The organism is Chryseobacterium sp. T20, assembly GCF_047345655.1.
Classification (GTDB): domain Bacteria; phylum Bacteroidota; class Bacteroidia; order Flavobacteriales; family Weeksellaceae; genus Chryseobacterium.
Map to the genome: position 1 here is coordinate 174035 of NZ_JBLFDU010000009.1, position 12895 is coordinate 186929.

General features: G+C 37.0%; 11 protein-coding genes. All 11 read right to left on the reverse strand.

What is annotated here, in order from left to right:
• Window positions 1-23 precede the first annotated feature (23 nt).
• The 11 genes from ACMA47_RS19015 to rsmH all read right to left on the reverse strand — a co-directional run bounded on the left by ACMA47_RS19015 (window position 24) and on the right by rsmH (window position 12895).
• Window positions 24-992 (reverse strand): cell division protein FtsQ/DivIB, encoded by a 969-nt coding sequence (locus ACMA47_RS19015; RefSeq protein ID WP_413931037.1) that lies wholly within the window; start codon window positions 990-992, stop codon window positions 24-26.
• A gap of 65 nt (window positions 993-1057) precedes the next feature.
• A complete protein-coding gene (gene murC / locus ACMA47_RS19020) occupies window positions 1058-2416 on the reverse strand; it encodes a UDP-N-acetylmuramate--L-alanine ligase (RefSeq protein ID WP_413931069.1) in 1359 nt (452 codons plus the stop codon).
• A gap of 82 nt (window positions 2417-2498) precedes the next feature.
• Window positions 2499-3596 carry an undecaprenyldiphospho-muramoylpentapeptide beta-N-acetylglucosaminyltransferase gene (gene murG, locus ACMA47_RS19025; protein WP_413931038.1) on the reverse strand — a complete coding sequence of 366 codons (1098 nt, stop codon included), beginning with the start codon at window positions 3594-3596 and terminating at the stop codon, window positions 2499-2501.
• 1 nt (window position 3597) lies between these two features.
• Window positions 3598-4851 carry an FtsW/RodA/SpoVE family cell cycle protein gene (locus ACMA47_RS19030; protein ID WP_413931039.1) on the reverse strand — a complete coding sequence of 418 codons (1254 nt, stop codon included), beginning with the start codon at window positions 4849-4851 and terminating at the stop codon, window positions 3598-3600.
• 71 nt (window positions 4852-4922) lie between these two features.
• The gene (gene murD / locus ACMA47_RS19035) at window positions 4923-6248 is read right to left on the reverse strand and encodes a UDP-N-acetylmuramoyl-L-alanine--D-glutamate ligase (protein WP_413931040.1); all 1326 of its coding nucleotides are present in this window, start codon (window positions 6246-6248) and stop codon (window positions 4923-4925) included.
• Window positions 6249-6339: 91 nt separating this feature from the next.
• Window positions 6340-7581 (reverse strand): phospho-N-acetylmuramoyl-pentapeptide-transferase, encoded by a 1242-nt coding sequence (gene mraY / locus ACMA47_RS19040; RefSeq protein WP_114819545.1) that lies wholly within the window; start codon window positions 7579-7581, stop codon window positions 6340-6342.
• A 68-nt stretch (window positions 7582-7649) separates the two neighbouring features.
• Complete coding sequence (locus tag ACMA47_RS19045) at window positions 7650-8003, reverse strand: four helix bundle protein (RefSeq protein WP_413931041.1); 354 nt, start codon at window positions 8001-8003, stop codon at window positions 7650-7652.
• Between the two features lie 41 nt (window positions 8004-8044).
• A complete protein-coding gene (locus tag ACMA47_RS19050; protein ID WP_413931042.1) occupies window positions 8045-9505 on the reverse strand; it encodes a UDP-N-acetylmuramoyl-L-alanyl-D-glutamate--2,6-diaminopimelate ligase in 1461 nt (486 codons plus the stop codon).
• A gap of 57 nt (window positions 9506-9562) precedes the next feature.
• Window positions 9563-11554, reverse strand: a complete 1992-nt coding sequence (locus ACMA47_RS19055; RefSeq protein ID WP_413931043.1) for a penicillin-binding transpeptidase domain-containing protein — start codon at window positions 11552-11554, stop codon at window positions 9563-9565.
• Window positions 11538-11903, reverse strand: a complete 366-nt coding sequence (locus ACMA47_RS19060; RefSeq protein ID WP_034693891.1) for an FtsL-like putative cell division protein — start codon at window positions 11901-11903, stop codon at window positions 11538-11540. Before ACMA47_RS19060 ends, ACMA47_RS19055 begins: the two co-directional genes overlap by 17 nt.
• Window positions 11904-12001: 98 nt before the next feature.
• Complete coding sequence (rsmH, locus tag ACMA47_RS19065; RefSeq protein WP_413931044.1) at window positions 12002-12895, reverse strand: 16S rRNA (cytosine(1402)-N(4))-methyltransferase RsmH; 894 nt, start codon at window positions 12893-12895, stop codon at window positions 12002-12004.

The following is a 12895-nucleotide window of genomic DNA, read 5'->3' on the forward strand; positions in this document are numbered from 1 at the left end:
GTGTATTAAATGCCGTGAGGGACTTATTCTATTTTTACTTTTGCCTTAGGCTTGGACTGCGCCTTGACGGGTGGCTTTTTCTCTACTTTTTTGGTTTCTTTTGTTGGTCCTTTCGGTTTTGTACTCTCTTTCGGTTTTACCGAAGTAGAATTGCTTTTTTTTACCTCTGCTATTTTGGGTTTAGCTTCCGTCTTTTTAGCGGCTGTTGGGGAAGGAACTTTTGCCAATTCCATCTTTCCTGCCTTTAAAATACTGTCGTTTTCTTTAAAATAAGGGTTTAAAGTAGTGACAATCTGATTCTGATATTTTACAGAAACCATGCTGTATTTTTGAGGGTCCTGATACACCAGGTATTTTTCCACAAACGTTTTAAATCCTTTTACTTTAAAATCAATATTATCAAGGTCTCCAATTTCTACTCTGTAGTTTCCTTCACTTGTCAGAAGATTATAGCTGTCTTTACTTTTTGAGATTCCGATAAAGTATTTTTTACTGAAATCATCTTTATCAATTTTTTCTACCAGTTCCGCCAGCTTTTCATATTCATCCGGCTGCACATTTCCGGTTACCAGCATACATGGGTGTGAATAGGTTCTTGAAATAGGGAATTCAATTCCTTTTTCATCCACATAAAAGTCTTTTCCATCTTTATTCAATCTGAAAACAGGGACTCTCTGTTTGATATCCAGATTGAGCTTTCCGTTCAGGTTCAGATAAACATTGGCGCTGTCTACTGCTGGCAGGGAATTGATCTTTTTTTCCAAAGAAGGAATATTAAGATCTCCCACTTTTCCTGAAGGATTTTCTTTTTTTACAATTTCCCTGATGTCTTTTTCATCAACAAAATATACCGGAGTTTTCTCGCTCATTTTTACAGAAATCTTATTGTCCGTAATCTGCTCACGGCTGAATCTCCTCAATGAGAAGCTCAGTAACAATCCTAAGATAATTACAGTGACAACAATTTTTAATATTCTGTATTTATTTTTCATACATTTTTTGTATTCATGTATTTATGTAAAATGTATTCATGAATACGTCAATACATTATTACTTTTTACAATTTATTTATCCATTCACAAATAGGGTCATACAGGGTATCTATATTTCCTGCGCCTACGGTAAGAAGGATATCAAAATCTTTCTCTTTTATTTTTTCAAAAGCATCGGATAAAGTCGATACTTCTTTTTTATCTAATGTTACTTTGTCCAACAGCCAACTTGAAGTGATTCCTTCAAAATTTTCCTGAAGTTCTCTTGCAGGGTAAATGTCGAGAAGGATAAGCTCATCTGCTTTGCTTAAACTTTCAGCAAACCCATCTGCGAAATCTCTTGTTCTGCTGAAAAGGTGAGGCTGGAAAGCTACCAATAGCTTTTTGTCAGGATAAAATGTTCTGATTGAGCTCATTACAGCATTGATTTCTGTAGGGTGGTGAGCATAATCATCAATGTAAATTTTACCGTTTTGATAAATATGTTTGGTATATCTTCTTTTAATTCCTTTAAAATTGGCAATTGCTTTTTTCAGCGTATCAAAATCTGCGCCTAAATTATGCAGAATAGCCAGTGCTACAGTGGCATTTTCCACATTATGAATTCCCGGAATTTCCCAGACAAAATCTTTTATTGTTTCCGCTGGAGTATGGAAGTCAAAATAAATTTTATCATGCTCCATACGCAGATGGTCTGAATAATAATCTGCCGGCTCATTCACTGCATAGGTTTGATGCCCTCTGCCAATTTCCAGTCCTTTTCTTACAAAAAGTTGTTTGTCTTGAGGAACTAAAGCTGCAAACTGTCTGAATCCTTCTTCAATATGGTTGATGTCTCCATAAATATCCAGGTGATCCGCATCTGTAGATGTTACTACTGCCCAATCCGGAGACAGGTTCAGGAAGCTTCTGTCATACTCATCTGCCTCTACAACAGAATAGGTAGAACCGTTGTACAGAAAGTTGGATTTAAAGTTTTCAGAAATTCCTCCCAAAAAGCATGAGAAAGGAAGATCCGCCTCTTTACACAAATGAGCCACAAGGGTAGAAGTGGTAGTCTTTCCATGTGTTCCTGCAATAGCGATACAATCTGTATTTTCAGTAATTAATCCTAAAACTTTAGCACGTTTTAAAACTTCAAACTGATTTTGATTGAAATAATCCAGTATTCCAAGCGTTTTGATAGCCGGAGTATAGATTACCAAAGTATTTTCTTTCTGAAGGGAAGTAATCCTTTCATCAATAAGATCTTCAAAAACAATATCAATGCCTTCATTCATCAGGTTCTGAGTAAGCTTTGTATTGGTTTTGTCATAACCCAATACTTTTTTTCCGGATGCATTGAAATAGCGTGCCAATGCACTCATTCCGATACCTCCGATTCCAACGAAGTAAAAAGTTTGATATGTTTGTAAAATGTTCATTCCTTTGTTTTGTATTGTTGTATTCATGTATAATGTATTCATGAGTTTTGGTTGTCATTCATACATTTTACAATAGTACTTTTTACAGTTTATTAAATATTTCGTCTACAATCTCTTTTGCGGCGTTTGGCTTGGCAAAATAGGTAAGATTGTCTGACATTTCTTTTCTTACGCTTTCATTTTCGCAGATTTCTGATAATGTATTCCAGAATTTTTCCTGCATTTCAGAGTCTTTTACCATTCTGGCTGCATTTTTTTCAACCAGGTTCATGGCATTTTTGGTTTGATGGTCTTCCGCTGCAAAAGGGAAAGGAACCAAAAGCACCGGCTTTTGGGCTACAGCCAACTCTGAAATGGCAATAGCTCCGGCTCTTGAAACAATGATATCAGCTGCAGAATACGCCAGCTCCATGTCTTTGATAAATTCAAGGATCTGAATATTTCGGGTGTCTGTATCTTTTGTTTCTTCTAAAATATCTTTATAATCAAGCTTTCCTGTCTGCCAGATCAGCTGATAATCTTTATCTACAATTTGTTTCAAATGAGATTTCCAGGCATTATTCAATGTTCTGGATCCTAAAGAACCTCCTACAGACAGAATCGTAAGTTTGTCTTTACTCAATCCCATTTTTTCTTTTGCCTGAGCGGTATCCTGCATTCCTGAAATGATGTTTTCACGAATCGGATTTCCCAGAAATTTTATTTTCTCTGCCGGAAAACCTTCTACTTTTGGATACGCTGTGAAAACGGCTTTGGCTTTCTTGCTTAAAATTTTGTTGGTTACTCCTGCATGGGCATTCTGCTCCTGTATAAAAATCGGAATTCCCATTTTACTTGCTTCATAAAGCGCTGGTCCGCTGGCAAATCCTCCTGTTCCTACAGCAAAATCAGGAGCAAAGTCTTTGATAATCCTTTTAGATTTTGATAAACTTTTGAGAATCTTGAAAGGCAGTCCCAGGTTGGATAACAGATTTCCTCTATCAATTCCTGCGATATCAATTCCTTCAATTTTATAGCCTGCCTGAGGAACTTTTTCCATTTCCATTTTCCCGTTGGCACCAATGAACAAAAATTCTGCCTCAGGAAACCTTTTTCTGATCTCATCAGCAATGGCAATGGCCGGGAAGATATGTCCTCCGGTTCCTCCGCCTGATAATAGTATTTTTAATTTTTTGTTCATTTTAAGCGATGTCGTTTATTTCTGCTATACTTTGCTTTTTGCCCATTCCTTCTTCATCATAAATCTGAATTCTGGAGCTTATATTTAAAATAATACCTAACTGTAAATAGGTGACCAGCATTGAGGTTCCTCCGTAACTGATCAAAGGCAGCGGCTGTCCTGTCACCGGGATCAGATTCACTGCAACTGCAATATTTACCGAAAGCTGGATAAAGATCATTACCCCGAGACTGAGCACGAGCAACGATCCGAAGAAGGCCGGCATTTTACTGGCAATCATTACAATCCTTATCATCATGATCAGGTATAAACTGATCAGAAAAGCGGCTCCTATCACCCCGTATTCTTCTACGATAACTGCGAAAATAAAGTCGGAGGCAGATTGAGGAAGCATTTGTTTCAAGGCACTTTTTCCTGGTCCCATTCCGGTAATTCCGCCGTGTACAATAGCTGCTTTGGCTTGCATTACCTGATAATTTTTTGCTTTTACGCTTTCATCATCTACGTCGGCTGATTTTGCTTTGCTTGAGGTAAATGTTTCTACACGGCTCATCCATGTATGAACACGGTTTCCTCCAATCATATTGGTATTTAAAGCAATCAGTAAGAATAAGACAATGGCTACAAATGATGCGGAGATAAATCCTGCAATGTATTTCCAGTGAAGCTGTCCAATGATAAGAACTACTACGGAAACCATTAAAATCATCAATGCTGTAGAACCGTTATCTTTCGCTACCAATACAAAAACAAGAAGGATTGGCCCGAAAATATACATGATATTCTCTATCGGAAGCCTTTCCCTGGTGATTTTCTTGGTCAAATATCTGCACAGATAAATGATAAGCATTAAAAAAGCAAATGATGAAGGCTGGAAAGAGATCGGCGTTCCCGGAATTTTCAGCCATCTGGAAGCACTGGCTCCATCAATGGTCTGTCCGGTAAACATGGTAACAATCAACAGAACAATCATTAGGCCGAGCAGGATACTGCTGAGCTTTCCGATGTATTCATATTTTATGGTTCCTACCAGTCTCATAATTGCTAATCCTAAGACTACAAAGAACATATGTTTGATAACGTGACCAGTTGTAGTCCCGTTATTGACAATGTATTCAAGATTTGAACTCGCAGAGTATACAGGGAAAATAGAGAAAATGGAGATCACAAGGATGACCATCCAAAGTACTTTATCGCCCTTTAGAAATTCAAATCTGCTTTCTGTGTTCTGTTCGTCCATAATTATTGTATTCATGTACTGATGTAAAATGTATTGATGAAATTGATGATCATTAATACGTTAATACATTAATACTTTTTACATTTTTACTTTAATACCTGTTCTTTAAACTGGCGTCCTCTGTCTTCATAGCTTTTGAACAAGTCAAAGCTTGCGCAGCATGGAGATAATAAGACGGTATCACCTTTTTTAGCCAGTGATTTTGAAACTCTCACTGCTTCTTCCATGCTTGAAGTATCATAAATAAATTCTTTTTTGTCTTTAAAGAAATCGATGATCTTCTTGTTATCTACTCCAAGGCAAACGATTGCCTTTACTTTTCTTTTGACTAAATCTTCAATTTCGGTATAGTCATTTCCTTTATCTAATCCACCAACAATCCAAACGGTTGGTGTTTTCATACTTTCTAAGGCGTAGTAAGTAGCATTTACATTGGTTGCTTTACTGTCGTTGATATATTTTACACTATCAATTTCAGTTACAAATTCCAATCTGTGTTCTACGGCCTGGAATGTCATCAATGAATGTCTGATGCTTTCATTGTTGATTTTTAAGATCTTACCGGCAATAGAAGCTGCTAGGCTATTGGCTACATTGTGATTTCCTAAGAGAGACAACTCTTCAACTTTCATTGCGAATTCATCTTTCATTTTCACCACAATTTCATCATCATTGACAAAACCTCCTTCAGGTAACTTCTCTTTGGTTGAGAAAGGAATCATTTTAGCCTTTATTTCAAGCTTTTCAAGAAGATTTTTGCTCATTTCATCATCTTTGTTGTAGATGAAGAAGTTGTCATTCTCTTGATTTTCAGTGATTCTGAATTTTGCTAAAGCATATTCCTCATAATTATAGTTGTACTGATCTAGGTGGTCCTGAGATAAGTTCAACAATAAAGAGATATAAGGCCTGAAATTCTGAATATCATCCAGCTGAAAAGAGCTTACTTCCAGCACATAATATTCATGGTTTTCATCTGCCACCTGCTTGGCAAAGCTATATCCTATATTTCCTCCTAAACCTACATTCAATCCGTCATTTTTCAGGATATAATAGATGAGGGAAGTTGTGGTTGTTTTTCCGTTGCTTCCGGTGATGGCAATAATTTTTGCGTCTGTAAATTCAGAAGCAAATTCAATTTCAGAGGAAAGTCGGATTCCCTTTTCATGAATTTTATTGATGATGTCTGCCTTTTTCGGAATTCCCGGGCTTTTTACGATCCAGTCAGCATTTAAAATCCTTTCTTCATCGTGGTTTCCTTCTTCAAATTCAATTTCATTATCGGTAAGAAACTGCTTATAGTTATCCTTAATGGCACCTTTATCTGAAAGAAATACTTCCAGACCTTTCTTTTTGGCCAAATAAGCAGCTCCGCATCCGCTTTCTCCACCTCCTAAAACAACTATTTTCATATAATTTTTGTATTTATGTATTGATGTATATTGTATTCATGTATCCTGGTGGTCATCATTAATACGTTAATACATTATTACTTTTTACAATTTATCTCATTTTTAATGTGATCAGACATACAATAGCCAATATTACTCCGATGATGATCATTCTGTTTACGATTTTACTTTCGTGAAATCCTTCTTTTTGATAATGATGGTGTAATGGTGACATTTTGAATAGTCTATTGTTTTGGGCATATTCCAACCCGTATTTTCTTTTTCTGTATTTGAAAACAACTACCTGAAGCATTACAGACAGGTTTTCAATTAAGAAGATTCCGCATAATACAGGAATCAGTAATTCTTTTCTTAAAATGATGGCTAAAACGGCAATTACTCCTCCCAGCATTAAACTTCCGGTATCTCCCATGAAAACCTGTGCAGGATAGGTATTGTACCAGAAGAAACCGATCACGGCACCTACCATTGCTACAGCAAAAATGGTGGTTTCACCCATATTCGGAAGGAACATGATATTGAGATAATCTGCAAAAATGATGTTCCCTGAAAGGTAAGCGAAAAGAGCCAGTGTAAGTAATATAATGGCACTTGTTCCCGCTGCCAGACCGTCAATTCCATCAGTGATATTGGCTCCATTCGAAACGGCTGTTACAATGAAGATCACGATCGGAATAAAGACAATCCATGCCCATTCATGGGCATCTTTATCATTCATCCAGAATAAAATTCCGCTATAATCGAATTCATTATTTTTAGCAAAAGGAACAGTAGAAACGGTAATTTTTTCAGTAGGCATAAAGTTTTGCTCTACATTGTTTCTGTTTACCACTTTAGCATCTGCATATTTTCTTTTTACGGTAATATCCGGGTGGAAATACATTGTAATTCCGACGATTAGCCCTAAACCAACCTGACCTACAATTTTGAACTTACCACTTAAACCGTCTTTATTTTTTTTAATTTTCTTTAAATAATCATCCAGGAAACCAATCGCCCCCATCCAGAACATGGAAACCAGAAGCAGTACAATATAGACATTGGTAATCCTTGTAAACAGCAATACCGGAATGATGGTTGCCAAAATGATGATAAGTCCTCCCATGGTAGGAGTACCTTCTTTTTGTTTCTGCCCATCCAATCCCAGATCACGCACCAATTCTCCCATCTGTTTTGTTCTCAGGTAATTGATTACTCTTTTTCCGTAGACAAGAGCAATAATAAGCGAGAATAATACAGCCATTCCGGCACGGAAGGAAATGTATTTCAACATTCCTAATCCCGGAACGTGAATTCCATGGTTGGTTAGATATTCGTATAGATAGTATAGCATGTTTCTGTTTTTTTATTATTTAAAAATTTAATTTATTTAAAGATTTAAAGATTGGGCTTCTCAATATTTTAACTTAAATACTTAATGAATTTTGATATGTTTGAAGAAACTTCTCTTGAAAGAGCAATAATTTCTTCTGCTTTATTTTCGTCACCTAATTTTAATCTTTTACTTACAATCAGCATGCTTTTGACTTCAGCACAGCTGCCTTTCGCAATTTTTAAATATCTAATAAATTGTCTGTTATTATTATATTCTGAGCCTTCCGCAATATTATTACTAATAGAAAAACTCGCTCTTTTTATCTGGTTATTAAATTCATATTCTTTTTCAAAACTCTGACTTTGAAGAAAAATATAAACTTTTTCAATAAGATCTAAACTTTTGATATATACAGAAAAATTTTCAAAATTCTTTGTCATTATCAAATTTTTAAATCTTTAAATGAGTTCAATCTTTCAATCTATTTGGACATTAATTTCCAGAGCTCATTAATTACTTCTTTGTCGTCAAAATGATGTCTCACACCATTGATCTCCTGATAAGTTTCGTGCCCTTTTCCGGCAACTAAAACGATATCTTTGGGTTCTGAAAACTTTATGGCCATTTTAATAGCCTCTTTTCTGTCCGGAATTGAAGTGTATTTGCTGAAGTTCTGAGGCTCAACACCTGCTTCAATTTCTTTGATGATCTGTGCAGGATCTTCTGTTCTCGGATTATCTGAAGTGATGATTGCCAGTGTTGATTTTTTGGTGGCAATATTTCCCATTTCAGGTCTTTTGGAGTGATCTCTGTCTCCTCCACAACCGAATACGGTGATTAATCTTTCGTTTTTGGTTCTGATATCGTTGATGCTGTCCAGAATGTTTTCCAAAGCGTCCGGAGTGTGTGCATAGTCTACGATAAAGAAAATTCCACCATCGGATTTGAAAGTTTCAAATCTTCCGGAAACTCTTTTTAATTTGCTGATGGCCTGAAGAATTTCATCCTGCTCAAAGCCTAGTTCTTCAGCAATTCCGAATACAAGCAGCAAGTTGTATACATTGAATTTTCCGGTTAATGTCGTCCAGAATTCTTTTCCGTTGAAATTCAACAGCATTCCGTTGAAATCTACTTCTAATAATTTTCCGTGATAGTCGGCCATGGTTTTCAAAGCATAAGACTTCTTTTTAGCCTTTGTGTTCTGAAGCATGACGTTTCCATTTTTGTCATCCACATTGGTGATGGCAATGGCTGTATCTTCTAACTGGTCGAAGAATCTTTTCTTTGTTTTTAAATATTCTTCGAAGGTTTTATGATAATCTAAATGATCATGAGTAAGGTTGGTGAAGCCCGCTATTTTGAAATGTAATCCTTCAATTCTGTTTTGGGCAATTCCGTGTGAGCTTACTTCCATGAAAGCAAATTCACATCCTTTTTCTACAGCTTCCGCTAAAATCCTGTTGATGGTAATCACATCAGGAGTCGTGTGGGTAGCCGGAATAATCTCTTCACCAATTCTGATTTCAACAGTAGAAAGTAAAGCCGCTGGATATCCAAGGTTTTTGAAAACATCAAAAAGAAGGGTAGAAACAGATGTTTTTCCATTTGTTCCTGTAACACCAATCAGTTTTAGTTTCTGTGAAGGGTTTCCATAGAAATTAGAGGCAAGGTGACCTAAGGCTTTAGATGAATCTTTTACCTGAACATAGGTTACATTTTCTACCAATGTTTCAGGGAATTCTTCGCAAACAATTGCGGCAGCTCCTTTTTCAATAGCAGATGCAATGAATGAGTGACCATCCACCACTGTTCCTCTCATTGCAATGTAAAGAGAGTTTCCTGTAACTTTTCTGCTGTCGATCACCAATTCAGTCACCTCACGGTTATTGTCACCGTGGATTTCCAATACTGGGATTCTGTTTACTAATTCTGTTATTATCATCTTTATCAATAAGACTTTGCCTTATTTTGGTTTAAATGTTCCTTCCGAAACCTTGTTTTAATTTTGCAGAGACAAATAAATTCTCTGGTTCTTACTAATCGTTGTGCCTTCCAGAGGGAATTGTTCTTTAATTCTTCCTACTCCTTTATAATCGACACGGTAGCCTAAGTTTTCCAGCTGCGGGATTACGTTTTTCCCGATTAACCCTACTACATTAGGCATTTGCTTATCATTGACTGCTACTTTAACATTAGGTTCAACCATTTTGCTCAGGTTTACCTTTTTGTCTACGAGCATTTCTTTTTCAATATTCTGAGGTGTTTTCAGGAATGTTTTTCCTGCAATTTCTTTAAACACCGGTGCTGAAACGGAACCACCATAAAATCCTTTTGCGGTATTGGGTTCACTAATCATGACATAGCATGTATATTTTGGAGCATCAGCCGGATAGAATCCTGCAAATGATGCACGATATTTCATTGGGCCAGGCAGCCAGTATTCAAATCTTGCGGTACCTGTTTTTCCTGCCATTTTCAGGTTGGGAGTAAAGATGCTTCGTCCTGTTCCTTTTTCTACGGCTTTGGTTAAAGCGCTGGTCATCATTTTAATAGCCTTTTCAGAAGCCATTTTGTTCACCATTACTTCAGGTTTGGCATTGTACATTACTTTACCATCTTTCATGATTTTATCGATGAATAAAGGCTTAAGCATTTTTCCTCCATTGGCAACTCCGTTATAGAAGGTTGTCAACTGCAACAGGTTGATGTTGGAAGAGTATCCATAAGAAATAGAAGCCAGTGTTGCAGCGTTCCATCTTTTATTCTGTGGAGTTACGATCTTTGGTTTTGTGATTCCCGGAAGTTCGATATCCATTTTGTCGAACAATTTCCAACGTTTCAGGTGATCAAGAAAAATCTGAGGCTTTTCTGCATAATACTTTGTGATCAGCTTTGACGTTCCTACGTTACTGGATTTTGCCAATACATCACTGATATCATAGGTTCCTCCTCCGTGGCCGTCAGAGATTCTCTGTTTTGCATAGACCCAAACTCCGTTTCCTACGTTTACCGTTGTGTTTTCATCGATGAATCCATCGTCCATTGCTGCCAGAAGCGAAATGGTTTTAAAAGTAGATCCGGGCTCGATATTATCTTTCAGCGCGTAGTTGTAAGAGTCTTCGTATTCTCCTTCTTCTGTTCTTCTTAAATTAACAAGAGCACGTACTTTTCCGGTTTCCACCTCCATGACGATTACAGTACCGTGTTTAGCTTCGAAATTAATCAGTTGCTTCTCAAGTGCGGAGTGTGCAATGTCTTGAATTCTAAGGTCTAAAGTCGTATAAACATCTTCTCCGTCTACGGGTTCCTGAACTTTCCAGAAGTCGATAGGTTTCCATTGGGAAGAGTTGATTCTTTGCTCCAGTCTTTTACCGTCTGTTCCGGTTAAATATTTTGAGAAAGCTCCTTCCAATCCTGATCTAAGCTCTCCGTTATCCATACCGATGGTTCCGGCTCCGATTTCTGAAGTAGCCAATTCTCTTTTATAGTTTCGGTCAACGATAAATCCTCCTTTATTTTTTCCTCTTTTGAAGATGGGGAATTTTCGGATTCTGTCGTATTGATCGAAATCCAGTCCTTTTACCAAGGTATAGTACTGGTTTTTCTTTTTCTTCTGCTCGTCAAACTTCTGTCTGAATTCTCCTCTTGATTTTCCGAACATTTTGCTCAAAGAATCAGTTAATGCTCCGATATTGTTGGAGTACACCGTATCTTTCATTGTTTTGAAATCAAGATAGATGTCATATCGCATCACCGTTGTGGCAAGGATAGAACCGTCAGAGGCAAACAAGTTACCTCGGGCTGCTTTTAAAGTGGCTTCACGATAGTTTTTGTTAATGTAATCATCTTTTATTTCCTGGACATTCGTATTCTGAAGGATAACAATCCTTGCCAAGAACATGACAAACACGCACAAAGCTACCACTGCAAAGAGGTAGCCCCATCGTAACGTTTTCTTACGTTTATTGTCGTATTCATTTTGCTTTTGCATCTGTACTGTCCAGTTTTATTAGCAATTTGTGAGGGTGGTTTTCCAGGGTCATCAATGAATCCCGGGCAACCTCTTTCCCCAGCTCTGATTCCATTTTTACTTTGATCAGCTTACTCTGGGCGTAAGCGTTTCGTGATTTGTATTCTTCTGTTTCTTCCTTTAAGGCGTTTACAATTTTTATTTTTTTATTGACGAGATGGTTGGTATAAATCATGGCCATCATCAGAACAAACAAGAGGAGAAAATACCTGTAATGTATTTTGATCTCATCACGATTCAGAAAGTTTCCTTTTATAATGTCTATAAAAGTGAGTCTTTTCTGGGGGCGATTTGTTGTTCTTTTAGCCAATTTATTATGTCAATTTGCTTCGCAGTGAATTTACTTCTTGTCAATGGTAATTTTATTTTGTTAAATGATTCACTATTGACAATTCACTCATTCACATTTTATACTTTTATTCCTGTTCTCATCTTGGCACTTCTTGCTCTTGAGTTTTCTTCGATTTCCTGATCGTCAGGAATGATGGCTTTACTCTTTATCAATTCGAATGCCTTTTTATAATTTCCGTAGATATCTCTTTCCGGTTCTCCTTCGAACATTCCGTTTTTCAGGAATCTTTTTACCAAACGGTCTTCTAAGGAGTGATAAGAAATAACGACTAATCTTCCTTCCGGTTTTAAAACATTATAAGCCTGAACCAGCATTTCTTTCAATACTTCAAGTTCCTGGTTGACTTCAATTCTTATTGCCTGAAAAAGCTGAGCATAGAATTTATTAACCTTGTGAGGCGGAATATAGCTGAATAATTTTTTCAGATCTTCCGTAGTATCTATACTTTTAGTTTTTCTGTGGTGAACAATTTCTCTCGCCAGCTTTCTTGCTTCTCTCAATTCTCCATAGTGATAGAAAAGATCTGCAAGTTCGCTTTCTTCATATTCATTAATCACTCTTTTGGCATCCAGATTCTGCATTACATTCATTCTCATATCCAAAGGAGCATTGCTTCTTGTGGAGAAACCTCTGTCTGCTTCATCAAACTGATGAGAAGACACGCCTAAGTCTGCCAAAACACCATCCACCTGTGAAACTCCATACATCAGCAATGAGTTTTCCAGAAATCTGAAATTCTGATTCACTAATGTAAACCTGGGATCATCAATTGTATTTTTAAGTGCATCCAGGTCCTGATCAAAACTGAACAATCTCCCTTTGTCGGAAAGTCTGCTCAAGATTTCTCTTGAATGGCCTCCGCCTCCAAAGGTGCAGTCCACATATATTCCGTCAGGATTCGTTACCAAATCATCAACACTCTGCTTCAACAAAACGGGGTTATGATACAT

Coding starts and splice junctions, on each gene's coding strand:
- murC (WP_413931069.1), bottom strand. CDS start 2,416: ATGAACATTTTACAAACATATCAAACTTTTTACTTCGTTGGAATCGGA.
- murG (WP_413931038.1), bottom strand. CDS start 3,596: ATGAACAAAAAATTAAAAATACTATTATCAGGCGGAGGAACCGGAGGA.
- rsmH (WP_413931044.1), bottom strand. CDS start 12,895: ATGTATCATAACCCCGTTTTGTTGAAGCAGAGTGTTGATGATTTGGTA.
- ACMA47_RS19015 (WP_413931037.1), bottom strand. CDS start 992: ATGAAAAATAAATACAGAATATTAAAAATTGTTGTCACTGTAATTATC.
- mraY (WP_114819545.1), bottom strand. CDS start 7,581: ATGCTATACTATCTATACGAATATCTAACCAACCATGGAATTCACGTT.
- ACMA47_RS19055 (WP_413931043.1), bottom strand. CDS start 11,554: ATGCAAAAGCAAAATGAATACGACAATAAACGTAAGAAAACGTTACGA.
- murD (WP_413931040.1), bottom strand. CDS start 6,248: ATGAAAATAGTTGTTTTAGGAGGTGGAGAAAGCGGATGCGGAGCTGCT.
- ACMA47_RS19045 (WP_413931041.1), bottom strand. CDS start 8,003: ATGACAAAGAATTTTGAAAATTTTTCTGTATATATCAAAAGTTTAGAT.
- ACMA47_RS19030 (WP_413931039.1), bottom strand. CDS start 4,851: ATGAATACAATAATTATGGACGAACAGAACACAGAAAGCAGATTTGAA.
- ACMA47_RS19050 (WP_413931042.1), bottom strand. CDS start 9,505: ATGATAATAACAGAATTAGTAAACAGAATCCCAGTATTGGAAATCCAC.